Source organism: Burkholderia sp. L-4 (genome assembly GCF_056856535.1).
In genome coordinates, this window is the sequence record NZ_JBXEOX010000002.1 from 564,702 (window position 1) to 589,828 (window position 25,127).

Annotated in this window: 18 protein-coding genes and 2 pseudogenes; 5 read left to right on the forward strand and 15 right to left on the reverse strand. The window is 67.8% G+C overall.

What is annotated here, in order from left to right; all coding sequences use genetic code 11:
* Nucleotides 1–14: 14 nt before the first annotated feature.
* Complete coding sequence (locus AC1VVG_RS19305) at nucleotides 15–1,451, reverse strand: DUF1254 domain-containing protein (RefSeq protein ID WP_482836039.1); 1,437 nt, start codon at nucleotides 1,449–1,451, stop codon at nucleotides 15–17.
* A 343-nt stretch (nucleotides 1,452–1,794) separates the two neighbouring features.
* On the opposite strand from AC1VVG_RS19305, the gene AC1VVG_RS19310 reads away from it, so the two are divergent.
* Entirely contained in the window at nucleotides 1,795–4,842 is a 3,048-nt protein-coding gene (locus AC1VVG_RS19310; RefSeq protein ID WP_482836040.1) for a heavy metal translocating P-type ATPase, read from the forward strand.
* 130 nt (nucleotides 4,843–4,972) lie between these two features.
* Here the strand turns inward: AC1VVG_RS19310 and AC1VVG_RS19315 are convergent, their stop codons facing one another.
* From AC1VVG_RS19315 to AC1VVG_RS19325, 3 genes are all read right to left on the reverse strand, one after another.
* On the reverse strand, nucleotides 4,973–5,452 hold the full coding sequence (locus AC1VVG_RS19315; RefSeq protein ID WP_482836041.1) for a GNAT family N-acetyltransferase: 480 nt from the start codon (nucleotides 5,450–5,452) through the stop codon (nucleotides 4,973–4,975).
* Between the two features lie 135 nt (nucleotides 5,453–5,587).
* The gene (locus AC1VVG_RS19320) at nucleotides 5,588–5,743 is read right to left on the reverse strand and encodes a hypothetical protein (RefSeq protein ID WP_167361908.1); all 156 of its coding nucleotides are present in this window, start codon (nucleotides 5,741–5,743) and stop codon (nucleotides 5,588–5,590) included.
* Between the two features lie 173 nt (nucleotides 5,744–5,916).
* The gene (locus AC1VVG_RS19325) at nucleotides 5,917–7,278 is read right to left on the reverse strand and encodes a flagellar hook-length control protein FliK (RefSeq protein WP_482837187.1); all 1,362 of its coding nucleotides are present in this window, start codon (nucleotides 7,276–7,278) and stop codon (nucleotides 5,917–5,919) included.
* Between the two features lie 275 nt (nucleotides 7,279–7,553).
* Between AC1VVG_RS19325 and AC1VVG_RS19330 the strand changes: the two are divergent.
* A pseudogene (locus tag AC1VVG_RS19330) lies at nucleotides 7,554–8,442 on the forward strand (IS3 family transposase).
* A 346-nt stretch (nucleotides 8,443–8,788) separates the two neighbouring features.
* On the opposite strand, the gene AC1VVG_RS19335 reads toward AC1VVG_RS19330, so the two are convergent.
* From AC1VVG_RS19335 to AC1VVG_RS19345, 3 genes and pseudogenes are all read right to left on the reverse strand, one after another.
* Nucleotides 8,789–9,778: a fimbrial protein gene (locus tag AC1VVG_RS19335; RefSeq protein ID WP_124608513.1), complete on the reverse strand. Its 990-nt coding sequence runs from the start codon at nucleotides 9,776–9,778 to the stop codon at nucleotides 8,789–8,791.
* 343 nt (nucleotides 9,779–10,121) lie between these two features.
* Nucleotides 10,122–10,260: pseudogene (locus AC1VVG_RS19340) on the reverse strand (IS5/IS1182 family transposase); the annotation flags it as partial.
* 493 nt (nucleotides 10,261–10,753) lie between these two features.
* Nucleotides 10,754–11,452 carry an MgtC/SapB family protein gene (locus AC1VVG_RS19345; RefSeq protein ID WP_034187673.1) on the reverse strand — a complete coding sequence of 233 codons (699 nt, stop codon included), beginning with the start codon at nucleotides 11,450–11,452 and terminating at the stop codon, nucleotides 10,754–10,756.
* 115 nt (nucleotides 11,453–11,567) lie between these two features.
* On the opposite strand from AC1VVG_RS19345, the gene AC1VVG_RS19350 reads away from it, so the two are divergent.
* Nucleotides 11,568–12,677, forward strand: a complete 1,110-nt coding sequence (locus AC1VVG_RS19350) for an AGE family epimerase/isomerase (protein WP_124608512.1) — start codon at nucleotides 11,568–11,570, stop codon at nucleotides 12,675–12,677.
* Here AC1VVG_RS19350 and AC1VVG_RS19355 read toward each other — a convergent pair.
* On the reverse strand, nucleotides 12,650–14,269 hold the full coding sequence (locus AC1VVG_RS19355) for a methyl-accepting chemotaxis protein (RefSeq protein ID WP_034187671.1): 1,620 nt from the start codon (nucleotides 14,267–14,269) through the stop codon (nucleotides 12,650–12,652). The two genes, AC1VVG_RS19350 and AC1VVG_RS19355, sit on opposite strands and share 28 nt — an antisense overlap.
* A gap of 271 nt (nucleotides 14,270–14,540) precedes the next feature.
* On the opposite strand from AC1VVG_RS19355, the gene AC1VVG_RS19360 reads away from it, so the two are divergent.
* Nucleotides 14,541–14,984, forward strand: coding sequence for a PaaI family thioesterase (locus tag AC1VVG_RS19360; protein WP_034187670.1), 444 nt, complete (start codon nucleotides 14,541–14,543; stop codon nucleotides 14,982–14,984).
* Between the two features lie 111 nt (nucleotides 14,985–15,095).
* Here the strand turns inward: AC1VVG_RS19360 and AC1VVG_RS19365 are convergent, their stop codons facing one another.
* The 7 genes from AC1VVG_RS19365 to prpB form a co-directional block, all read right to left on the reverse strand.
* A complete protein-coding gene (locus AC1VVG_RS19365) occupies nucleotides 15,096–15,377 on the reverse strand; it encodes a type II toxin-antitoxin system RelE family toxin (RefSeq protein ID WP_482836042.1) in 282 nt (93 codons plus the stop codon).
* A complete protein-coding gene (locus tag AC1VVG_RS19370) occupies nucleotides 15,367–15,546 on the reverse strand; it encodes a plasmid stabilization protein (RefSeq protein ID WP_482836043.1) in 180 nt (59 codons plus the stop codon). The genes AC1VVG_RS19365 and AC1VVG_RS19370 overlap by 11 nt, the downstream gene beginning before the upstream one ends.
* A gap of 198 nt (nucleotides 15,547–15,744) precedes the next feature.
* Entirely contained in the window at nucleotides 15,745–16,803 is a 1,059-nt protein-coding gene (locus AC1VVG_RS19375) for a CaiB/BaiF CoA transferase family protein (RefSeq protein ID WP_049034620.1), read from the reverse strand.
* A gap of 159 nt (nucleotides 16,804–16,962) precedes the next feature.
* Nucleotides 16,963–18,153, reverse strand: a complete 1,191-nt coding sequence (gene prpF, locus AC1VVG_RS19380) for a 2-methylaconitate cis-trans isomerase PrpF (RefSeq protein ID WP_034187668.1) — start codon at nucleotides 18,151–18,153, stop codon at nucleotides 16,963–16,965.
* A gap of 24 nt (nucleotides 18,154–18,177) precedes the next feature.
* Nucleotides 18,178–20,772 carry a Fe/S-dependent 2-methylisocitrate dehydratase AcnD gene (gene acnD / locus AC1VVG_RS19385; protein ID WP_482836044.1) on the reverse strand — a complete coding sequence of 865 codons (2,595 nt, stop codon included), beginning with the start codon at nucleotides 20,770–20,772 and terminating at the stop codon, nucleotides 18,178–18,180.
* A gap of 82 nt (nucleotides 20,773–20,854) precedes the next feature.
* Entirely contained in the window at nucleotides 20,855–22,027 is a 1,173-nt protein-coding gene (gene prpC, locus AC1VVG_RS19390) for a bifunctional 2-methylcitrate synthase/citrate synthase (protein WP_034187666.1), read from the reverse strand.
* A gap of 49 nt (nucleotides 22,028–22,076) precedes the next feature.
* Entirely contained in the window at nucleotides 22,077–22,970 is an 894-nt protein-coding gene (gene prpB, locus AC1VVG_RS19395; RefSeq protein WP_059559132.1) for a methylisocitrate lyase, read from the reverse strand.
* A gap of 170 nt (nucleotides 22,971–23,140) precedes the next feature.
* Here prpB and prpR point away from each other — a divergent pair, with 170 nt between their 5' ends.
* On the forward strand, nucleotides 23,141–25,123 hold the full coding sequence (gene prpR, locus AC1VVG_RS19400; protein WP_069705679.1) for a propionate catabolism operon regulatory protein PrpR: 1,983 nt from the start codon (nucleotides 23,141–23,143) through the stop codon (nucleotides 25,121–25,123).
* Nucleotides 25,124–25,127: the final 4 nt, after the last annotated feature.

Genomic DNA, 25,127 nt, shown 5'->3' on the forward strand with positions numbered 1-25,127 from the left:
CGGTGGTCAACCGTTCATTTCCGGACGACGACGGGCGGCATCCACGTACCGTCGCTTGCCTGCGGCTTCGGTGCGTACAGGCGCAACGCGAGCGCGAAATCGGTGCGCGGCGCCGGCAGCCAGTTGCCCGCATGCGCGGCGCCCGGCGACGCCGATACGACGATGTCGATCGAGCCGTCGTGGTTGCGGCGCAGCCGGTCGCGATCGCCGAGCGAGCGGCGCGCCGACCCGACGTCGGGCAGCGCGCCGCTCGTCGTATAGGGCGTGAGCGTCCAGAATGCGCGCACCGGCGGCAGCGCACCCGGCGCGAAATGCAGCACGTAGCGGTTCGCGCCGTTCAGCGCATGGCCGTCGCTGTCGACGCGGACGACCGCGAGCGTCTCGTCGTCGCGCGTCGCGGTGCCGAACTGCGTGTAGGCCGCATAGGCGCGCAGCGCGTAGTCCTGGCCGTACTTGCCAGCCGTGTCGCCGATCCAGCTCCAGCCGTTCGCGTTCAGCAGGTTCGACGGCGGCGTCACGAGCCGCGCGCGCGCCTCGGCCACGCCGGCCGTCGCGGCCGTGAGGCGGTCGCCCGTCCACAGCACCGGATAGCCGGCCGTCACGCCGATGTCCCCGAGGAGTTCTTGCGCATGCGCGTCGTCGGCCGGCGCCGGGTTGTCCTGCAGCGCCTGCGCGAAGCGCGTGAAGAACGCCTTCGGGTCGAGCGCGGCCACCTGCTCGGCCGGCGTGCCGCCGCTCACCGCTTCGGCCGGCGCACTGCCCGCATGGACCGCGACCGACGCGCCGCGCGCGGCACCCGTGTAAACAGACAGCGGCACCACGCGAATCGCGCGCTGCAGTTTCTTCACGTTCGTCAGGTCGCGCCCGCCGCTCGTCTGCAGCCGCACTTCGAGCCATGCGCTGGCGGACGGCACGTCGACCCGCAGCGCGCCCTTCGGCAGCGTGCCCTGCCAGTCCTTCGCGGCGAAGGCAATCGTTTGCGCCCGCGCGCCGCCGCGGGCACCCCGCGCCGCGACGCTCGACGACGACCACAACACGTTCGTCCACATGTCCAGTGCGCGCGCGTCCCAGTAGCGGCCGCGGGTATCGGGCAGCGTGACGATCACGGGTTCGGCGGCGACGTCGAGCCAGCCGGTCGAATCGAGCGTGTCGACGCCCGGCAGCGGCGGATTGACCGCGCCGACGGGCGGCAGCGCCTGTGCGTGGCGCAGCGTGTTGAGCGGCGCCTGCCCCGGTTGCGCGCCGTCACCGCCCGTCGCCGCTTCCTTCGCGACGTCCATCAGCACGAGCGGATACGCATAGACATAGGAGTCGGCGACTTCGGCGCGCATCCAGCCGGTTTTCCGCTGGATCGCGTCCGGTTGCGACGCGCACCCCGCGAGCACCACCGCCATGGCCAGCGACGCGCACGCGCGCCGCAGCGAAACTGATTCCTGCAGGTTTTCAATCATCGATTACTGGCCGAATATCGTTCTTTTGAGTCAACGCCTTGTTCGTCTCGCGAACGGCGAATGCAAGGCACCCCAGCCTGCCCGGATGCCGTTTTGCAACGTTTCGCAACGGTGGGCGCTGATGTCAGGCCGGTATCATAGCGCCTAAGGGCATCCCCCAATATGCCGAATAACGGGGCGGGCGGTAGTTCGAGCGCGATCGGCAAGGGCGGCGCTGGCTCGGAGTGATCCAACCCCCATTCAAATGATGGATGAGACCGTCGCAGACGCTTGACCTTGCCATCATGGGAATGTTGATACTGGAATCATTCGCGGCACGAACCGCGTTTCTGGGGAATCCGACATGACTGAACCACTTGCCTCCGCGGCGCTGCAAACGATCGAACTGAGCGTCGACGGCATGCATTGCGGCGGCTGCACGGGCCGCGTGCAGCGCGCGCTGGCCGCCGTGCCGGGCGTCGTCGATGCGGTAGTCGATCTCGACACGCACACGGCGACGGTGACCGCGCAGGACACGGTCGAGCCGGGCCGGCTCGTCGACGCAATCGGCGAGGCCGGCTACCGCGCGGCGGTGCGCGACGCGGCGCTCGAAGCCGGCGCGACGACGCACGCGGCTCACGGGTTGCATGACGACACGCCGTCCGCGGCCGCGACGGCGCGTGCCCCGGCGGCCACGATCGAACTCGATATCGACGGGATGACCTGCGCGTCGTGCGTGTCGCGCGTCGAAAAGGCACTGGCCAACGTGCCGGGCGTCACGCGCGCGTCGGTCAACCTCGCGACCGAACGTGCCACCGTCGACGCAGCGGCGGGCGTCTCCGCGTCGCAACTGGCGGATGCCGTGAAGCAGGCCGGTTATGGCGCGACGCCGACGGCGCCCGATATCGCCATTCCGAGCGCCGCCCCCGCCACGCCTGCCAGCATCGAACTCGATATCGACGGGATGACCTGCGCGTCGTGCGTGTCGCGCGTCGAAAAGGCGCTGGCCAACGTGCCGGGCGTCACGCGCGCGTCGGTCAACCTCGCGACCGAACGTGCCACCGTCGACGCGGCGGCGGGCGTTTCGGCATCGCAACTGGCGGACGCCGTGAAGCAGGCCGGCTATGGCGCGACGCCGGTCGCCGCCGCCGCGCCGGCCACAGCCTCGCCCGCCTCCGCCGACCTCGAACTCGAGATCGGCGGCATGACCTGCGCGTCCTGCGCCGGCCGCGTCGAAAAGGCGCTGGCCGCCGTCCCGGGCGTCGCACGCGCGTCCGTCAATCTCGCGACCGAGCGCGCATCGGTGCACGGCGCCGGCGCACTCGACGCTGCCACGCTGATCGCGGCGGTCACCACGGCCGGCTACCAGGCATCGCTCGTCGCCGCGCCGTCGGCCGGCGCCGACGCGCCACCGGCCCGCCCCGCGCAGGATGCCGATGCACGCAAGCGCCGCGAAGCCATCCGCGAACGCAACCTCGTGATCGGGTCCGCCGTGCTGAGCGCGCCGCTCATCGCGCCGATGCTCGTCGCGCCGTTCGGCATCGATCTGATGTTGCCGGGCTGGCTCCAGCTCGTGCTCGCATCGCTCGTCCAGTTCGGCTTCGGCGCGCGCTTCTACCGCGCGGCCTGGCACGCGGTGAAGGCGCGCACCGGCAACATGGACCTGCTCGTCGCGCTCGGCACGTCGGCCGCCTATGGCTTGAGCCTGTGGATGCTGCTGCGCGATCCCGCGCATCCCGGCCACCTGTATTTCGAGGCATCGGCCGTGATCGTCACGCTCGTGCGCTTCGGCAAATGGCTCGAATCGCGCGCGAAGCGCCAGACCACCGAGGCGATCCGCGCGCTGAACGCGCTGCGGCCCGACCGTGCGCGCGTCGTCGAGCACGGCGTCGAACGCGACGTGCCGCTGGCGCAGGTGCGCGTCGGCACGCAGGTCAGCATCCGGCCGGGCGAGCGCGTGCCCGTCGACGGCCGGATCGTGTCGGGCCGCTCGCACATCGACGAATCGCTGATCACCGGCGAAAGCCTGCCCGTGCCGAAGGACGACGGCGACCCCGTCACGGCCGGCTCGATCAATGGCGAAGGCGCGCTCGTCGTCGCAACCACCGCGATCGGCGCGGAAACGACGCTTGCCCGCATCATCCGCCTCGTCGAATCCGCGCAGGCCGAGAAGGCGCCGATCCAGCGGCTCGTCGATCGCGTCAGCGAAGTGTTCGTGCCGGCGATCCTCGGCATCGCCGTGCTGACGCTGGTCGGCTGGCTGATCGCCGGCGCCGGGACGGAAACCGCGATCCTCAACGCGGTCGCGGTGCTCGTGATCGCCTGCCCGTGCGCGCTCGGCCTCGCGACGCCCGCCGCGATCATGGCCGGCACGGGCGTCGCGGCCCGGCACGGCGTGCTGATCAAGGACGCGCAGGCGCTCGAACTCGCGCAGCGCACGACCGTGATCGCCTTCGACAAGACCGGCACGCTGACCGAAGGCAAGCCGTCCGTGACGGCGTTCGACGCCGTCGGCGTGCCGCGCGACGAAGCGCTCGCGCTCGCGGCGGCGGTGCAGCGCCAGAGCGATCACCCGCTCGCGCGTGCCGTGGTCGCCGCACACGATGCGGGCGTTGCCGCGCGCGGCGACACGACGCCGCCGGCCGTCGCGACCGATGCCCGCGCGGTGGCCGGACGCGGCGTGGAAGCGCGCGTCGGCGGGCAGCGGCTCGCGCTCGGCAGCACGCGCTGGCGCGACGAACTCGGCATCGCGGTGCCGCCCGAGCTCGGCGCGCGCGCGGCCGAACTCGAACGCGCAGGCAACACGATCTCGTGGCTGATGCGTGCCGATGCGCCGCGCGCACTGCTCGCGCTGATCGCATTCGGCGACACCGTGAAGCCGGGCGCCCGCGACGCGATCGCGGCGCTGTCGGCGCGCGGCGTCGCGAGCGTCCTCGTGACCGGCGACAACCGCGGCAGCGCGGCGGCCGTCGCGGCGGCGCTCGGCATCGGCGAAGTGCATGCGCAGGTGCTGCCCGACGACAAGGCACGCGTCGTCGCCGAACTGAAGCGCACGCACGACGGCATCGTCGCGATGGTCGGCGACGGGATCAACGATGCGCCCGCGCTCGCCGCGGCCGATGTCGGCATTGCGATGGCGACCGGCACGGACGTCGCGATGCACACGGCCGGCATCACGCTGATGCGCGGCGATCCGGCGCTCGTCGCCGACGCGATCGACATCTCGAAACGCACGTACCGGAAGATCCAGCAGAACCTGTTCTGGGCGTTCGTCTACAACCTGGTCGGCGTGCCGCTGGCGGCGCTCGGCTGGCTGAACCCGGTGATCGCGGGCGCGGCGATGGCGTTCTCCAGCGTCAGCGTCGTGACCAACGCATTGCTGCTGCGGAGATGGAAAGGCCGCGCACGCTGATGCGTGCGGGGGGCGATGGCCGGACGGCAGAATGGCCGTTCGGCGATCGTCCAGCCGGAAGGGTCGGGAGGGTAGCCGGCATATGCCGGCTGCGGCGCCCCGGATCGGCAGGACGGGCCGGTCGGCGGATTCAGTCCGACACGACCGGCTTGATCAACGTCGTGGTGATCGGCGCGAAGCCGCACGCACGATACAGCGCACGCGCCGCCGCGTTGTGATTGAACACCGACAACCCGATCTCGGTGACACCATACCGGCGCGCCTCGGCATCGAGCGCATCGAGCGCGCGCGTGGCCCAGCCCTGGCGGCGCCGGGACGGGACGATGTCGAGGTCGTAGATGAACAGCGTGCGGTTCGGCCCTTCGGGGACGATCGCGTACCAGAGGTCGCCCACCGCGTCGCCGCTGGCGCCGTCGATGAGCATGACGAGGGTCTGGCCGGCGGTCAGCAGGCCGTCCGGCAGCAGCGTATCGAAGCAGGCGCGCGCACGCTCGGCCGCATCTTCGACAGCATTTTGTCCGGAGGACACGAGATCGCGCGCGTAGCCGTCGATGGCGCGCGTGCGGTACGCGTGGAATTCGCCGGCCGTCATCGGCCGCATCTGCAGCATGGCCCGGTCGCCGTGAACGGAATCGGACTTCCAGTGTAGCGGGACAGTCGCACCGGCGCGCGATGCGGCGGTGGAAAACGGGCGGACAGGTGCGGCGGACGCCGCGCCGAATCAGCGAATCAGCGAATCAGCGAATCAGCGACGATACAGGACGATCGGTACGAGGTGCGCACGACGCACGCGCTCGGCTTCGGCGCGACGCGCGGCATACGAATATTCGGCGTCGAGCGGCAGGTGCGGGGACACGAACAGGTCGTCGATCTTTTGCAGCAGGGCGAAGATGAAGCTCATTTGAGACTCCTGACAGATGGCTAGGGTTTTCCCTTAGATTGACTCCATTCTAAGGGTTTTCCCTGAACTCTGCCAGCGGGCCGCATCAGTTTGCCGCACGCGCGCGACAGCGGATCGTCGGCGCGAAACGGTAATCCTTGCCCCGTAAGGGCCGCAGGATAGGGTCGGAGTAATTAACGCGTTCGACGGGTTCGCTTGGCAACCGCCGCCTCGCGGTTCGCCGTGCGCTGCAGCCGGTCGACTTGCGACAGGAGCGCTTCGTGGTGTTCCTCGAGCGTCATCAGCGTCGCCTGCTGCGTCGACAGGTCGGCCGCGAGTCGATCGATCCGCTGCTGCTTCGCGGCCGCGTCCTGCTTCAGGTGCGCGATCTGCCGCGTCTGCATCACCAGCGCGACGAGTCCCGCCAACACGACGACGGCCAGTGCCAGCAGCAGACGGTTGACGCGACGCATCTCGCGATCGGCCGCGCGGGTCACGCCGTCCACGTCGGACTGCAGCACGGCGAGCCGGTCGGTCAGCGGGCGCAGGTGCGTATCCGGATCGAAGGCCGGCGCGGCCGGGTGCGCGCGCTCCGACGACGGCTTCATGACGAAGGACGCAACGGAGGCCACCGGCTGCGTGACGGGCGGCTGCGGAACGTCGGGCTGCGCGGCAGCCTCCTTGGCCGTCGCCGAATTCGTGATGATTGCCGGCTCGGCAGCCTCTACCGGCATCGGTGACGCGACAGGCGCGGTGGCGATGTCCGGCGAGCGGTTCGCTTCAGCCGCCTCCGGCGCCGCGTCGACGCGCGTCGCAGCCGGCGCGGATTGTTTCGCCGCCGTTTCGCTCGTACCGGCAGCCGCCCGGCGCTTGCCGCCCGACGATGGGCGGCGCTCCTTCACGGCCTCGCCGGAAAATTTCCCCTCGCGGGATTTGACGGCCACAACCTCGGCCGCCGGCTTCGCAACTTCAGCCTCTGCCGCTGGCGATTCGGCTGCCTTCGCCGCGGCGCCATCGGCCGCTTGCAGCGTGGCCGCCGCCTTCCCGGCGCCGTCGGCCGCAAAGACCTCGGCCGTCGTCGTAACACCGTCGGCGGCAGGCAAATCGGCTGACTTCATGGCGCCGCCATCGGCGGATGGACCGTCGACGTTCGCAGCCAAACCGCCTTCAGGTGTCGACATACTCTCGGCCGCGCCCCCGCCTTCCGGCTGCGCCGCGCCTTCGGCTGCCGCGTGTCCGGCCGCAATCTCGGGCTCCGGCGCGATGAACCCGTCCAGCGTGGCCTGTCGCCCGTCGTCGGCACCGGCCGCATCGGCTTCCCCGATCGCGTCATCGCGCGCCGCAACCGGCATGCGCTCGCCCGGCTCGAGCACCGGATCGCCGAACAGGTCGAGCGTCCGTTCGTCCCGCGGCACGTCGCCGGCCGGCGCACTGCCGGATCGTGCCGTCGCCCGGGCGGACGTGCTGCCTGCGGCAGCGGCCGAGCGCTGGCGGGAACGGGCCGACGAACGGGTGGAACGGGAACGGGGGCGAGGCGTGGAAACGGATTCGGTCATGTCTGCCAAATTATCGTCCAGGAACATCCATTGAAATCCAATTATTCACCAACAAATCAATAGCTTGCATCATCAATTCGTCCAATTTCCAGCCCTATCCAGTGATCCTCGATGGGCTACGTGATGGGCCAGGAAACCGATGCTAACCGACAAACAAGCCAAAGCACTCAAACCAACCGACAAACCCGTCTTCGACGGTGAGCGACCCCCAGTAAACAGTGCCCTGATGTAAGCGAGTTTTCGGCGGACTTTTTCAGTATGCAAGGAGCCGTACGATGAAACGCAAGCGCTTCAGTGTCGAGCGGATTGTGGCGGTGTTGAAACAGGCCGAAGCAGGCATGCCGGTAGCGGAACTGATTCGTCACTTGGGCATTTCGGATGCAAACCTTCTATCGCTGGAAGAAGGTATATGCCGGTTTGCAGACGGACCAGGTGCGGCAGCCCAAGCAGCTTCAAGACGAGAACGCCCAACTGAAGAAGGTGGTCGCGGAGCTGACGTTGGACAAGGCGATGCTGACCGAGGGCTATCAGGTCAGCAAGAGTCGGCTGTACCGTTTGTATCGTGAAGAAGGGCTGTCGCTGTGCTACAGACCAAATCGCAAGCGACGTGCACGGATGAGCCACCCGGCACGTGCAAAGTCGACGGCGGCAAATCAGGCGTGGGGTTTGGACTTCGTCGCCGACCAGCTTTCGAACGGCCAGAGGTTCCGCGCGCTGACCATCATCGACGTCTTTACGCGCGAAGCACTAGCCATCGATGTTGGCCAGCGACTGAGCGCTACAGATGTCGTGCGTGCACTGGATGAACTGAGGAGCAAACGCGGAGCGCCCCGCACGCTGTTTTGTGACAACGGCTCGGAATTTACGAGTCAGGTGATGGACCTGTGGGCTTACCATCACAAGGTCGAGATTGCCTTCAGCCGGCCCGGCAAGCCAACGGATAACGCATTCGTGGAGTCGTCCAACGGCACGCTACGCGATGAATGCCTGAACGTGCACTGGTTCACATCGCTGGCCGACGCCAGGGAGCAGATTGAGCGATGGCGGGTCGAATACAACGAGAGTCGGCCTCACAGGGCTCTCGGTGAAGTGCCGCCTGCCGAATACGTCCGTCAGTTGGGCCTGCAGGCCCCACTGACGGACCAACAGAACGCCGAAGACTAACATTGCCTTTGGCACTGAAAACCGGGACCGTTCAGAAAACGAACTTTACTAGACTCCGGCTGGCCCTGTTTGCAGGGGCAGGTCAGTTCGACCACCGGCCGCACATCGAACCCGTGCACCGCTTCGGTCTCGACTGCGGCGCAACGACTTGAGCGCGAGCGTTCCGGATCGACCGTGCTCCAGCGCTCATGCGAAACTAGGGCGGCTGAAGGAACGCGCGCGACGTCGAGATCGGGTAACGGTCGATCGGCCAGCCCACTGTTCAACATCACGCTGCACGGCGAGGTTGTCCGGCCAGCGTGTTTCGGTTGCCACCCTGGCTTTCGTCAACGCACCTACGCCTTCATCATTGATAGCTCATCGTGAAAGTCGCAAAGCCATTCGCATTGCCGCCCTTCAGTTGCGCGGACGTTCGTACGTACTGCGCCTTGAACGGAATCGTCACGCCGACGTTGCCGAACTTTCCGACTTCCCATTGGTTCGGATTGCCGACTGCCGACGAATCCGGACCGTAACTGACCAGCGTATTGTCCGCACCACGCACTATCTGAATGCCGAAGCCTTCGGCCTTGGAGCCTGGCGCAAGAGAAAGCGTGTTTGAACGATTCGCGGGATTGGCCGCGTCCGTCAGCGTCATGAACATTCTCGTTGCCGTGCCCGGATTGCCGCCGGAGCACTTGAGGCGCACTTCGAAGGATTTCGGCGGCGAGCTTGTGCCGGGGCCTTTAAAATCAGCCAACGAGACTACTCCCAAATTAACCGCAATTTTTGAGGTGAGCAGATTGCAGGTCGGCACGCGAGGGATAATATTGATCGCACCGTTCGTTACAATCGAACGAACTTTCGCATTATGAAGCCACGCTTCGGTTTTTCCAATTTCACCGATCAAAGTACCTGGCGCCGTAATGTCACCTGTTTTTACAAGCTCAATCGTAAAGCTGGCTCCCGGCTCAAAACGCCCCGTAGTGCCATACCAATAATCCGATACCGGCCACCACTCCGCATCTTTAATCCCACCTCTGATTCGCACGCCCACCCCGGCGACCGGAGTAGGATAGGTGCTATATTTTCCGGGAGTGGCGCTCAGCGTTCCAACATATCTGAGCCCACCGATTTGAGACGTGCAATTCAGGGATCCACCCAAGCCAGTCGATGCTCCACCGGATGAAAAGATCACGGCCCCCTCCGGAATATCCGGATCGAACGGAGGAGGATTGAACTTCGGCAGCGTGACAATAAGCGACTCGACATATACACCGTCGGTTCTCTGAATCGTGCATGTCGCCTGAGCAACATTCCCCATAGCGATAGCAACGATAAAAATAAGATACTTCATCACCACTCTCCCCAACTCCACTTCCGAAACCCACACTGCCTCGAATTATCACGTTCGCCATATTTCTTAAATACATCAACTACCGCACGGAAGCCCATGAAATTTCCCTCGGCCATATTGGATAACAAAATTCGATGCAGCATGGTCACGACCTGCAATGATAGCCATCGCAACCCGCAATCAATAACAATACTTGTACCAATCCTCATCTCCATTTAATAGTATTCGTACTATATATATTTGAGTTTCCGAAAAATTCGTTTCCGCATGTGAGCGAGGTCGGCCCGTCGATAGCCCGACGGTTTCGAGCCGAGCAAAGCGATGAGAATCGGGGGGGTAAAGGGAGCGGCAGCTTGCGCAGGATCATCCGCAAGTCGTGACCGGCGCAACACGGCACCGCATGAGTTGCTTCGCCTCGGCACCTTGAGCCGGTTGCGACAGAGCCTGCCGTCGGCCTTCATGTGGCCAATGGCGACTTCGATGCGCTGAATATTTTTAGTTCTCTTCCTATATACAAATAGGACAGAAACTATTTCCGGATTTTTAACTAATACTTAGAACCGTATCGCCAGCCTTCAATCATCGGTCGGGACCAGCATCGGCGCCGGTCGTCCGGAAGACTCAGCCAAACGGGAACGCGCGCGGGCGTCGGGCCTCGCCAGCCAGACAGGCAGGTCCGACGCCCGCCATGCATCCAGGCCGCCCGGGCAAGGGCGGTCGCACATCGCCGGTCATCCGTTCGCGTGTCTCGCCATCGACCACATTACCGTGTCGACGTTGTGCGAGTCCGATCCCGGCAGCGACACGCGGCATTGATCGAGCGTCGCGTTGTTCCGCGCGCCGCAGTTCATCGGAACCGCGTGGCCCGTTACGAAGCGTCGGTCATGGAAAGGAGTTGGGGGCCACGGACGCGCAACCGGTCGTCGAACGGAATCCGTGATCGGCCATCGTCGCCAGCCCCGCAACCGCTTCGGCCTATTCGTCGCCCGACAATCCGTTGCCTTCTTCGAAACGCGTCACCCCCTTCAGCCCGCGCAGCTTGTCGCAGATCGCCCGGTACTCGAGTTCCGACACCCGCGCCAGCGCGATGCGCACCTCGTCGTGCTCGCCCGTGTCGTCGGCACGCTGCACGATGAACTGCTTCACGCGCGCACTGTCCGGGCCGAGCGCCGCATGCAGCGAGTCGAACGTCAGCGTGCCGCTCACGACCGTCAGCGCGAGCTGGCGCCGCTGGCGCACCGTGAAGTAGCGCCGCTCCAGCGGCTTGATGCCGGCCAGGATGATCAGGATGATGATCGTCGCCGAAATCGACGCGACGTAGAGCCCGCCGCCCACCGCGAGACCGATCGCGGCGACCGACCACAGGCTCGCGGCCGTCGTCAGCCCGCGCACGATCTCGCCGCGCAGCAGGATCGAGCCCGCGCCGAGGAAGCCGATGCCCGACACGACCTGCGCGGCGATCCGCGACGGGTCGAGCATGATGTGGTCGCTGCTGCCGAGCACATCGGCAAAACCGAACGCCGACACGATCATGATCAGCGTCGAGCCGACGCACACCAGCATGTGCGTGCGCAGGCCCGCCGCCCACGACAGGCGCTCGCGCTCGAAGCCGATGACGCTGCCGAGCGCCGCCGCGAGAACGAGCCGCATCACGAGTTCCAGGTTGCTGAGCATCCGATTTCTCTCCTTTTTTTGGTGCCGGCCGCGCGGAATGTTTTATCCTTGGCCCCGGCCGCGCCGATCCTCCGGGCCGTGCCGACACGTTTCGATCCAAGCGCTCAACCCCGCCATGCCCGTTTCCGACTCCGCATCCGCCCAGGCCGCCCAGCTGCGCCACCATTTCGCGCACGTCGTCTTGCCGATCTGGCGAGGTTCAGGGTTCGACCCGTCATTGCAGCTGCCGTTCGAGGCCGTCGATCCGGCCACCCACGCGCCGCTGCCCGTCACCCGTTATCGCGCAATGGCGTGCGCTCGGCAACTGTTCGTGTTCGCGCAGGCCGGCGACACCGCGCACGCGGCCACGCTGTTCGACGCGCTGTGCCGCCGCTTTCGCGACGCGCGCCACGGCGGCTGGATCTACAGCGTCGATGCGCGCGGCGCGCCGCTCGATACGACCAAGGATCTCTATACGCACGCGTTCGTCGTGTTTGCGTGCGCCGCATGGCATGCGGCTTCGGGCGACGCCGACGCGCGCACGGTGGCCGCGGAGACGGCCGCGCTGATCCAGGATCGCTTCGCCCCGCGCCCCGGCGACGCACTGCTCGATGCGGCGCGCCACGCCGATTTCTCGTCATCCGGCAGCGGTGCGCTGCAGAATCCGCTGATGCACCTGACCGAAGCATGGCTCGCGGCCGCCGATGCATTCGGCGACGCGGCGTTCGACGATGCGTTGTTGCGCACCGCGCAGGCCGTCGAGCGCACGTTCGTCGACGCGGCGACCGGCTGCGTGGCCGAGCTGCCGCTGGGCGCGGCCGACAACCGCTTCGAGCCCGGCCATCAATTCGAGTGGTTCTATCTGGTCGATGCGGCCGGCGCGCGGCTCGCGCAGACCGGGCTCCCCGCCGCGCTGTCGCGCGCGTTCGCGTTCGCGGAGCAATACGGCGTCGATCCGCAAACGGGCGGCGTCCGCGCGGCGCTCGACGCGCAAGGCGCGTGCGTCGACGGCACACAGCGGATCTGGGCGCAGACCGAATACCTGCGCGCGCTCGCGACGCACGGCGGCACGCCGGCCTCCGCGCCGCTGGCGCGGCAGATCGAGCGGTTCGCCGCGCGGTTCCTGCATCCGCGCGGCTGGTTCGAGTGCAAGACGGCGGACGGGCAGGTGTCGCGCGCCGACATGCCGTCGACGACGCCCTACCACCTCGCCACCGCCTACGCGGCGCTGCCGGCCGGCTCGTAACCCGTCCCGGCGAACGACGGCGCCGCGCGTTCGCCGCGGGCGGCGCGTCCGTCACCCAGTTCGAACACCGACACGGCCTGCATCAGGTGCGCGGTCTGGTCGTTCAGCGACGCCGCCGCCGCCGCGACTTCCTCGACCAGCGCCGCGTTCTGCTGCGTAAGCTGATCCATCTGCGTGACGGCCTGGTTCACCTGCTCGATCCCGACGCTCTGCTCGACCGACGCGGCCGTGATCTCCGACATCGTCTGCACGACGCGCGTGATCGACGCCGACACCGTCCGCATCGCGTCGCCGGCGCGCTCGACGAGTTCCGCGCCGCCGTTGATCTGCGCAACCGAATCCTCGATCAGCGCCTTGATCTCCTTCGCCGATTGCGCGCTGCGCTGCGCGAGCGAGCGCACCTCGCCCGCGACCACCGCGAAGCCGCGCCCCTGTTCGCCGGCCCGCGCAGCCTCGACCGCCGCGTTCAGCGCGAGGATGTTGGTCTGGAATGCGATGCCGTCGATCACCGAAATGATCTCCGCGATCCGCCCGGAGCTTTGCGCGATGCCGCGCATCCGGTCGATCACGCTGTCGACCACGCCGCCGCCGTGGCTCGTCGCCTCGAGCGCCGCGTCGGCCAGCGCGCTCGCCGCGCGGGCGCTGTCGGTGTTCTGCCGGACGGTCGCGGTCAGCTCCTCCATGCTCGCGGCGGTTTCCTCGAGCGACGCAGCCTGCGTGCCCGTGCGCGCCGACAGGTCGGCGTTGCCGCCCGCGATCTCGCCCGCGCCGAGGTGGATCGCGTCTGACGCATGGCGCACCGTGCGCACGGTGCTTGCGATGCTCGTCTGCATCGCGGCAAGGCCGCGCAGCATCCGGTCGATCTCGAACACGCCGCCCGCGCGCACGGTTTCGTCGAGCCGGCCCTGCGCGATCCGTTCGAAATGGCGGCCGGCGTCCTCCAGCGGCGCGACGACCGCGCGCCGCGCGGCCGCGTAGATCGCGGCGCTCGCCGCGAGCATCGCCACCAGCAGCACGATGCCGACCGACTTGAACCACAGCATGCCGCCGTCGATCGTGTCGAGCGCCGCGCGGCTCGATGCGCCGCCATAGTCGGTGAAGCGGTGCAGCTCGGCGATATAGGCGTCCTGGATGCCTTGCGTCGGCTGGTCGAGGAACGCCTGGATGTTGTCCGCGTCGAGGAACTGCACGAGTTCGCCCAGCGCGCCGCGCAGCGCGCGATAGCGCTCCGCGAGCGCCGCGACGCGCGCGCGGTTCGTGTCGTCGACCGGCTGCGCGGCCGTCAGCACGGCGAACGCCTTGTCCGCTTCCGCGAGCGACGCGCCGGCATGGCGAATGATGTCTTCCGGCTTCGGGCCGCCGCGCACCATCCGCGTACCGGCGCGCGACAGGTTGATGCGCGCGTCGAGCAGCTGCTCGGTCGCCCGGCTGGCCGCGTCGACCTGCGCGATCGCAACGTTCGACAGATCGTCGACGCCGCTGCGCGTCGACGTGAGCGCCCAGAAGCCGAGCGCTTCGATCGCGAGCAGGAAGAGGCAAAACACGGTCAACACGCCGAGCAGACCCGACGCGAGCTTGATTTTTCCGAACATGGGGAGATTCCTGGAAAGCGGACGATGAGGCAATGCCCCGGCATTAGCGGCATTTCTTCGTCGGACTTTAGGAGCGGAAGGCGGCAATGTTCGCGTTGCCCGCGCATTCCCTCGGAATCGCCCGCAAACAGGGGAGATCTTCGGTATTCGACGCAATAATCGCGTCGCGTCACGCCGGAATTTGCACGAAACGTGAACGAATTTCCTTGCTTATCCGCAGCCCCCTTCCTAGAGTTCAGCGCAAGCGGGCACGCATTTCGAGGGAAGTTCGATGACCGACATCACGGACCACGCGCGCGGCGCATTGCGCGCGCAACCGTTCAGCATGCTGCTGGGCACGGAGCTGATGCATATCGGCGACAACGAAGTGTCGCTGTGTCTGCCCGTGCGCGACGAACTGCGGCAGCAGCACGGTTTCGTGCACGGCGGCGTCATCAGCTATCTCGCGGACAATGCGCTGACGTTCGCCGGCGCGCTCGTGCTCGGCCCGCGCGTGATCACCGCCGAATACAAGATCAACTACCTGCGGCCGGCCGTGAACGGCACGCTCGTCGCGCGCGCGAAGCTCGTCTACGCAGGGCGGCATCAGGCGACCTGCCAGTGTCATGTGTTCGTCATCGACGGCGATCACGAACGCCTCGTCGCGATCGCGCAAGGCACGATCAACCGCGTCGGCGACGGCAAGATGCCGGATGGCCCGGCGGAAACGGCCTGAACGGGCGAAAGCGATTGTCGGCACGCCGAACGACGTGGGTGGATTCGAACCCGATGGCCGGGCGCCGCAGCAAGACCGCTCACGCCGCTCACATGTACAGCGCGTCCCGACCTAACGTTTCATCGCGGCAAGATAGACTGCATCGCCTTCACGCCGCCCGACTGCGACGACCAGAACGACAACTTCCGAATCGCGTACTTCGTAGACGAGTCGGTAGCCGACGCCGCGCAGCTTGATCCTGTCACGATCCGGGTGGCCATGCAGTTCGGCCGAGGGAACGCGAGGATGCTCGATCCGCTCGGCAAGCCTGGCCTTGTATTGATCGCGACCAGTGCGATCGAGCTGCTTCCACTCCCTCAATGCAGATTCGAGAAAGGCACGTTCAAAGGTCATTCAGCGTGACCTTGACGACCCTCTCCTTGGCGCGCGAATCGGCCAACGCATTGTCTTCAATGTCTTGCAGACGTTCGCCCCACGTCTTCGCCGGAATGCAATAGAACGCAGGCTCGTTGTGATTCAGAATCGCGACCGGGAAGCCCTCTCCTGCCGCGACCGTCCCCATCGGGGTTCCGTTTCAGCGCCGAAACGCTCGCGGTCACGCTGGCCAGCATGGTGTGAGGCATGTCGATTCCTTCTCCAGCCAGGCAACGATTATGCTTTATTTGGCCCCAAATTCAGCACCTGAATAAGCACCCATTAAATCCACCGCGGCCGTGCCGAACCGCGGTTTTTCACGCACCAGGCCAGATCGACGTGCACGCTACGCCGGATCCGCCTCCTCCCCCGCCAGCGGCAAAAAGCGCGGCGCCACACGCGCCCTCAGGTTCCCGCTCTCGTCGGTACGATAAATCCCGCGCGCCACGTTATGCGGATGCGCGGCCGCGTCGGCCACGCTCAGCAGCGGCGCGAAACACGCGTCGGTGCCTTCGAGCAGCGCGCGCCAGTGTGCGGACGGCTGGCGAGCGAACACGTCGGCGAAACGCGCCTTCAGCGCCGGCCAGCGCGCGCGGTCGTACTGCGATGCCGGATCGACGTCGGCCAGCCCGAGCCGTTCGACCAGCAGCGCATAGAACGGCGGCTCCAGCGCGCCGATCGTCACGCACTCTCCGTCCGCGCAGCGGTACACGTCGTAAAACGGCGCATCGTGAAAGAGGCTCGGCTGCGCGCCGTCGAGCTGCCCGTTCGCGCGCGCCCACAGCGCGAGCGAACCGAGCATCGACACGATATCGACGATCGCGCCGTCGACCACGCGCCCCGGGCCGCCGCCGCGCACGTCGAGCAGCGCACAGACGATCCCGAACGCGAGCCCGAGCGCGCCGCCGGCATCGCCGACGACGGTCGGCGGCAGCCCCGGCCGGCCGTCGCGCGGCGCGGACAGCGACAGCAGCCCCGTCAGCGCGACGTAGTTCAGGTCGTGCCCGGCCGCAGCCGCGAGCGGGCCGTGCTGGCCCCAGCCGGTCATCCGTCCGTACACGAGCTTCGGGTTGCGGCGCGCGCAAGCGTCGGGCCCGAGGCCGAGCCGCTCCATCACGCCGGGCCGCAGCCCCTCGATCAGCGCGTCGGCCCGCGCGATCAGGTCGAGCGCGGCGTCGCGGCCGGCCGGCGCCTTCAGGTCGAGTTCGACGATCGTCTTGCCTTCGCGCAGCAGATCGCCGTCGCGGGCCCGCAACGCGTCCGGCGCGCTCGTGCGGCCGGACGGACGCGCGATCAGCGTGATCCGCGCGCCCATCCCGGCGAGCATCCAGCCCGCGAGCGGGCCGGGGCCGAGACCTTCGAATTCGACGATGTGGATGCCGGAAAGCGGCGTATCGAGTGGCATGCGATTCTCCTGTCCCGGTCGGCGCGTCGGCACTTGCGCCGGCGCGGTGCTTCGTGCGGCGGCTTGCATCCGGCACGCGCGCCTCAAACGAAAAATCCCTGCGCAGCGGGTTCCGCTTCGCAGGGATCGCGGCGCGTCATGCGCGTGCCGGTAGGCGCGTCAGAACGCGTCGCCCGGCACCCGCACCCAGCCTTCCATCAGCACGCGCGCGCTGCGGCTCATGATCGCCTTCGTGACGGTCCACTCGCCGTTCTCGAGCCGCGCCTCCGCGCCGACGCGCAGCGTGCCCGACGGATGGCCGAAGCGCACCGCGTTGCGTTCGCCGCCGCCCGCCGCCAGATTGACGAGCGTGCCGGGGATCGCCGCGGCCGTGCCGATCGCGACCGCCGCCGTGCCCATCATCGCGTGGTGCAGCTTGCCCATCGACATCGCGCGCACCAGCAGGTCGACATCCCCCGCGTTCACGCGCTTGCCGCTCGACGCGACGTAGTCGGCCGGCTTCGCGACGAACGCGATCTTCGGCGTGTGCTGCCGCGTCGCGATTTCGTCGAGCGTATCGATCAGGCCCATGCGCAGCGCGCCGTGCGCGCGGATCGTCTCGAACTTCTCGAGCGCCTTCGCATCGCCGTTGATCGCGTCCTGCAGCTCGGTGCCCGTATAGCCGATCGCTTCCGCCTCGACGAAGATCGTCGGGATGCCCGCGTTGATCATCGTCGCCTTCAGCGTGCCGACGCCCGGCACCGCGAGATCGTCGACGAGATTGCCGGTCGGAAACATCGAACCGCCCGCGCCCTCTTCCTCGGCGGCCGGGTCCATGAATTCGAGCTGCACCTCGGCGGCCGGGAACGTGACGCCGTCCAGCTCGAAATCGCCCGTCTCCTGCACCGCGCCGTTCGTGACCGGCACGTGCGCGACGATCGTCTTGCCGATGTTCGCCTGCCAGATCCGCACGGTCGCGACGCCGTCGCGCGGCACGCGCGCCGGATCGACGAGCCCGCCGCTGATCGCGAACGGGCCGACGGCCGCCGACAGGTTGCCGCAGTTGCCGGTCCAGTCGACGAACGCCTTGTCGATCGCGACCTGGCCGAACAGGTAGTCGACGTCGTGGCCGGGCCGCGTGCTCTTCGACACGATCACCGTCTTGCTGGTGGACGACGTCGCGCCGCCCATCCCGTCGATCTGCTTGCCGTACGGATCGGGGCTGCCGATCACGCGCAGGAGCAATGCGTCGCGCGCGGCGCCTGGCGCCTGCGCGGCGTCCGGCAGGTCCTGCAGCCGGAAGAACACGCCCTTGCTGGTACCGCCGCGGATATAGGTCGCGGGAATCCTGATTTGAGGAATATGAGCCATGTCTGTGTTCTCTCCGTGCGCCCGTCAGGCCGCCTGCGACGATTCGAGGAAGTCCTGCGCGAAACGCTGCAGCACGCCGCCCGCCTCGTAGATCGACACTTCCTCGGCCGTGTCGAGCCGGCACGTCATCGGCACCGCGACGCGCTCGCCGTTCTTGCGGTGAATCACGAGCGTCAGGTCGGCGCGCGGCGTACGCTCGCCGATCACGTCGAAGGTCTCGGTGCCGTCGATGCCGAGCGTCGTGCGGTTCGTGCCCGGCTTGAACTCGAGCGGCAGCACGCCCATCCCGATCAGGTTCGTGCGGTGGATCCGCTCGAAGCCTTCGGCGGCGATCGCCTCGACGCCCGCGAGCCGCACGCCCTTCGCGGCCCAGTCGCGCGACGAGCCCTGGCCGTAGTCGGCGCCGGCCACGACGATCAGCGGCTGCTTGCGGTTCATGTACGTCTCGATCGCCTCCCACATCCGCATGACCTTGCCTTCCGGCTCGACGCGCGCGAGCGAGCCCTTCTTCACCGCGCCGTCGACGACCGCCATCTCGTTGATCAGCGTCGGATTCGCGAAGGTCGCGCGCTGCGCGGTCAGGTGGTCTCCCCGGTGCGTCGCGTACGAGTTGAAGTCTTCTTCCGGCAGGCCCATCTTCGCGAGGTATTCGCCGGCCGCGCTGTCCGGCAGGATCGCGTTCGACGGCGACAGGTGGTCGGTCGTGATGTTGTCGCCGAGCACCGCGAGCGGACGCATGCCCTTCAACGTGCGCTCGCCGGCCAGCGCGCCTTCCCAGTACGGCGGGCGGCGGATGTACGTGCTCTGCGCGCGCCAGTCGTACAGCGGCGCCGCACGCTCGCCGGCGTCGGCGCTGCGCGCGAACATCGGCTCGTAGACCTTGCGGAACTGCTCGGGCTTCACGCTCGACGCGACGATCGCATCGATCTCCTCGTCGGTCGGCCAGATGTCCTTCAGCGTGACGGACTTGCCGTCCCGGTCGTGGCCGAGCACGTCCTTCTCGATGTCGAAGCGGATCGTGCCGGCGATCGCGTAGGCGACGACGAGCGGCGGCGACGCGAGGAACGCCTGCTTCGCATACGGGTGGATGCGGCCGTCGAAGTTGCGGTTGCCGGACAGCACGGCCGTCGCGTACAGGTCGCGATCGACGATTTCCTGCTGGATCTTCGGGTCGAGCGCGCCCGACATCCCGTTGCAGGTCGTGCACGCGAACGCGACGATGCCGAAGCCGAGCTTCTCGAGTTCGGGCAGCAGGTTCGCTTCTTCCAGGTACAGCTCGACCGCCTTCGAGCCCGGCGCGAGCGAGCTCTTCACCCACGGCTTGCGCGTGAGGCCCTTCGCGTTCGCGTTGCGCGCGAGCAAGGCCGCGGCGATCACGTTGCGCGGGTTGCTGGTGTTCGTGCAGCTCGTGATCGCGGCGATGATCACCGCGCCGTCGGGCATCTCGCCCGGCTTCTCTTCCCACTGGCCGGCGATCCCGCGCGCGGCCAGATCGGACGTCGGCAGCCGCTTGTGCGGGTTCGACGGACCGGCCATGTTGCGCACGACGCTCGACAGGTCGAACGTCAGCGTGCGTTCGTACTGCGCGTTGGCCAGCGTGTCGGCCCACAGGCCGGCCGCCTTCGCGTAGGTCTCGACGAGCCTGACCTGCTCGTCGCTGCGGCCGGTGAGGCGCAGGTAGTCGGTCGTCTGGCCGTCGATGAAGAACATCGCGGCCGTCGCGCCGTATTCGGGCGCCATGTTCGAGATCGTCGCGCGGTCGCCGAGCGTGAGGCTCGCCGCCCCTTCGCCGCGGAATTCCAGGTACGCGCCGACCACCTTCTCCTTGCGCAGGAACTCGGTCAACGCGAGCACGATGTCGGTCGCGGTGATGCCGGGCTGGCGCTTGCCGGTCAGCTCGACGCCGACGATGTCCGGCAGGCGCATCCACGACGCGCGGCCGAGCATCACGTTCTCGGCCTCGAGGCCGCCCACGCCGATCGCGATCACGCCGAGCGCGTCGACGTGCGGCGTGTGGCTGTCGGTGCCGACGCAGGTGTCCGGGTACGCGACGCCGTCGTGCGCCTGGATCACCGGCGACATTTTCTCGAGGTTGATCTGGTGCATGATGCCGTTGCCCGGCGGGATCACGTCGACGTTCTCGAACGCCTTCTTCGTCCACTCGATGAAGTGGAAGCGATCCTCGTTGCGGCGATCCTCGATCGCGCGGTTCTTCGCGAACGCGTCCGGATCGAAACCGCCGCATTCGACGGCGAGCGAGTGGTCGACGATCAGCTGCACGGGCACGACCGGGTTCACCTTCGCCGGGTCGCCGCCGCCGTCGGCGATCGCGTCGCGCAGGCCGGCGAGATCGACGAGCGCCGTCTGCCCGAGGATGTCGTGGCACACCACGCGCGCCGGGAACCACGGGAAGTCGCGTTCGCGCTTGCGCTCGACGATCTGCTTCAGCGAATCGGCGAGGATCGCCGGGTCGCAGCGGCGCACGAGGTTTTCGGCAAGGACGCGCGACGTGTACGGCAGCGTGTCGTAGGCGCCGGGCGCGATCGCGTCGACCGCGGCACGCGCGTCGAAATAGTCCAGCGACGTGCCGGGCAGGGGTTTGCGGTTGGCGGTATTCATGATGTGGGGCGGGAATCGGGGTATGACGTTCCGCGCGCGCCGGCCGCCCGCATCACGGGCATCGGCGCGCGCGGCAGGTGTTTCAGCGCTTCTCGATCGGCACGAACTGCAGGTCTTCCGGGCCCGTGTAGTTCGCGCTCGGGCGGATGATCTTGTTGTCGATGCGTTGCTCGATGATGTGCGCGCTCCAGCCCGACGTACGCGAGATCACGAACAGCGGCGTGAACATCGCGGTCGGCACGCCCATCATGTGATACGACACCGCGCTGAACCAGTCGAGGTTCGGGAACATCTTCTTCGCCTCCCACATCACCGACTCGAGGCGCTCGGCGATGTTGTACAGCTTCAGATCGCCCGCTTCCTTCGACAGCTTGTGCGCGACGCCCTTGATCACCTTGTTGCGCGGATCGGAGATCGTGTAGACCGGGTGGCCGAAGCCGATCACGACTTCCTTGTTCTCGACGCGGCGGCGGATGTCCGCTTCGGCGTCGTCCGGCGAGCTGTAGCGGCTCTGGATGTCATACGCGACCTCGTTCGCGCCGCCGTGCTTCGGCCCGCGCAGTGCGCCGATCGCACCGGTGATCGCCGAGTAGATGTCCGAGCCCGTGCCCGCGATCACGCGGCCCGTGAACGTCGATGCGTTGAATTCGTGCTCCGCGTACAGGATCAGCGACGTGTGCATCGCCTCGACCCACGACTTCGACGGCGTCTTGCCGTGCAGCAGATGCAGGAAATGGCCGCCGATCGAGTCGTCGTCGGTTTCCGTCTCGATGCGCTTGCCGTTGTGCGAGAAGTGATACCAGTACAGCAGCATCGAGCCGAGCGACGCCATCAGGCGGTCGGCGATGTCGCGCGCGCCCGGCAGGTTGTGGTCGTCCTTCTCCGGCAGCACGGTGCCCAGCACCGACACGCCCGTGCGCATCACGTCCATCGGGTGCGCGGACGCCGGGATCTGCTCGAGCGCCGCCTTCAGCGCGCTCGGCAGGCCGCGCAGCGCGCGCAGCTTGGTCTTGTATGCAGCCAGTTCGGTCAGGTTCGGCAGCGTGCCGTGCACGAGCAGGTGCGCGATTTCCTCGAATTCGCACGATTCGGCGACGTCGAGAATGTCGTAGCCGCGGTAGTGCAGGTCGTTGCCGGTCTTGCCGACCGTGCACAGCGCCGTGTTGCCGGCCGTCACGCCCGACAGCGCCACCGATTTCTTCGGCTTGAATGCGCCTGCGGCGGCCGGTGCTGCTGCGTCTTTCGTCTCGCTCATGTTTCCGTTCTCCAATGTTCCAGATGCCTGTATCGGGGGGCGGGCCGCGTTACTTCTTGCCCTGCGCGAACAGCTCGTCGAGCTTGCGTTCGTATTCGTGATAGCCGAGGAAGTCGTACAGCTCGGCGCGCGTCTGCATCGTCGGCACGGCCGCCTTCTGCGTGCCGTCGCGGCGCAGCGTTTCGTAGAAATTCAGCGCGGCCTTGTTCATCGCGCGATACGCGCCGCAGCAGTACAGCGCGATGTCGACGTTCGCCTCGCGCAGTTCGTCGAGCGTGAACAGCGGCGTCGAACCGAACTCGGTCAGGTTCGCGAGGATCGGCACCTTCACGGCTGCCTTGAAGCGGCGGTAGTCGTCGAGCGACTTCATCGCTTCCGGGAAGATCATGTCCGCGCCGGCTTCGACGTACGCGACCGCGCGCTCGATCGCCGAGTCGATCCCTTCCGCGGCGGCCGCATCCGTGCGCGCCATGATCACGAACTGGTCGTCGGTCCGCGCATCGACCGCGGCCTTGACACGATCGACCATTTCCTCGGTCGGCACGACTTCCTTGCCCGGGCGGTGGCCGCAGCGCTTCTGGCCGACCTGGTCCTCGAGGTGCACGGCCGCGACGCCGGCCTTGATGAATGAGCGGACCGTGCGCGCGATGTTGAACGCGCCGCCCCAGCCCGTGTCGATGTCGACCAGCAGCGGCAGGTCGGTCGCGTTGGTGATCCGGTTCGCGTCGATCAGCACGTCTTCCATCGTGCTGATGCCGAGGTCGGGGATCCCGAGCGAGTTCGCGGCGACGCCGCCGCCCGACAGGTAGACGGCCTTGAAGCCGACGGCCTGCGCCATCTTGGCCGCGTACGCGGTGATCGCGCCGACCACCTGCAGCGGCTGTTCCGCCGCGACTGCCGCGCGGAATTTCGCGCCGGCGCTCTGAAGATGCGTATTGCTCATGAACGGCCTCCTGATGGAATGCCTGATAACAGCAAGGACCGGGCCAGCGCGCGAAACGTCGCTAACCCCCTGATTCTTAAGCAACCGGTCCGGGCGGCACGATGTCCACCGATTTCAATTCGGCAATTTCATGTTTCAAAAATGAAATCTCACGCGCATAATCGATCGTCATGGACCTCTCCTCGACCAAGCCCGTCGGCCCGGCCGATCGCACGGTGCGCCCGCGCATCTGGGCGATGGGCATCAGCCGCCTGCGCGACCTGTTTCGCGAGATCGCCGGCGAATTCGACGAACGCGCCGACGTGCGCATCGTGACGCGCGCGTATGAGGATGCGCTCGGCGCGATCGCCGAGGCCGGTGCCGCGCGGCCCGACGTGATCGTCGCGGCCGGCTCGAACGGCGGCTTCCTGAAGACGCGTGCGCCGGTGCCGGTGGTGGTGGTATCGCCGACCGGCTTCGACGTGATGCAGGCACTCGCGCGCGCCCGGCGCGACGCGTCGCGGATCGCGCTCGTCAGCGCCGGGGACACCCCACCTGAAGTGCGCCGCTTCGTCGCCGCGTACGGCCTCGACGTGCAGTTTGCGTCATATCAGTCCGCGCAGGAAGCGGAAGCCTGCGTGCACGACCTGCACGATCGCGGCATCGAGACGATCGTCGGCCCCGGCCTCGTCACCGATCTCGCGGCGAGTGCCGGCATGGGCGCGGTGTTCCTGTATTCGCACGCCTCCGTGCGCAAGGCTGTCGAAACGGCGCTCGAGGTCGCGTATGCGACGCACGCCGAGGCGTTCCGCCGCCAGCGGCTCGACACGCTGCTGCAGCATCTGCGCGACGGCGTGGTCGCGCTCGACGCACACGGCCGCGTCGAGGCGATCAACGAGCGGCTCGCGTCGGCGCTCGGGGTCGAACCCGCGGCGGCGGTCGGCCGCGCGCTCGTCGACCTGCGGCCCGAGCTGCGCACGCTGCGCGGCGAGGACGGCGACGCGCTCGCCACCGTACGCGGCGTGCGCTACGTCGTGCATCGCGGGCCGCTCGTCGATCGCGGCGTGACGTCCGGCAGCGTGCTGACGTTCCAGGAATCGCGGGCGGTCGAACGGCTCGACCGTGCGTTGCGTTCGCAGCCGACCACGCAGCAGTTCGCCGCGCGCTACGCGCTCGACGACGTGGTCGGCGCCTCGGCGCCGATGACGCGCGTGCGCGACCTCGTGCGCCGCTACGCGAAATCCGATGCGACCGTGCTCGTGCTCGGCGAAAGCGGCACCGGCAAGGAAATGATCGCGCAGAGCCTGCACGGGCTGTCCGCGCGGCGCAGCTACCCGTTCGTCGCGGTCAACTGCGGCGCGTTTCCGGAAGCGCTGCTCGAGAGCGAGCTGTTCGGTTACGAGGAAGGCGCGTTCACCGGCGCGCGGCGCGGCGGCAAGACCGGCCTGTTCGAGGCCGCGCATCGCGGCACGCTGTTTCTCGACGAGATCGGCGAGATGCCGCCGTCGCTGCAGAGCCGGCTGCTGCGCGTGCTGCAGGAGCGCGAAGTGATCCGGCTCGGCTCGACCGAGCCGATCCGCATCGACGTGCGCGTGATCGCCGCGACGCACCGGCCGCTGCTCGCGGCCGTCGAGGCCGGCACGTTCCGCGCCGATCTCTATTACCGGCTCAACATCCTGAACGTCGGCCTGCCGCCGCTGCGCGAGCGCGCGGCCGACATCCCCGCGCTCGCCGCGGCGCTGCTCGTGCAGGCTGCACGGCGCGAATCGCGTCTCGCCGAACGCCTGCGCGATGCCGGCGACGCCGCGCGCGTGCTCGACGCGACCGGGGCGACGCTCGCGCGCTACCGGTGGCCCGGCAATGTGCGCGAGCTGCAGAACGTGATCGAGCGGATCGCGGTGGAACTCGCCGAGGAAGCCGATGAAAACGATCCCGCGGCCGCGTGCGGCACGCTCGATCCCGACGCGCTGCGGACGATCGCCCCCGAACTGTTCGCGGCGGCGCCCGACGCGGCCGACACCGACGACGCGCAGACCTTGCACGCGCGCCGCCGTCGCGCGGAAGCCGACGAGATCCGCGCGGTGCTCGACGCGTGCGGCGGCGACCGCGACCGCGCGTGCGCGATGCTCGGCATCAGCAAGACGACGCTGTGGCGGAAGCTGTCGGGGAAATAAGCCC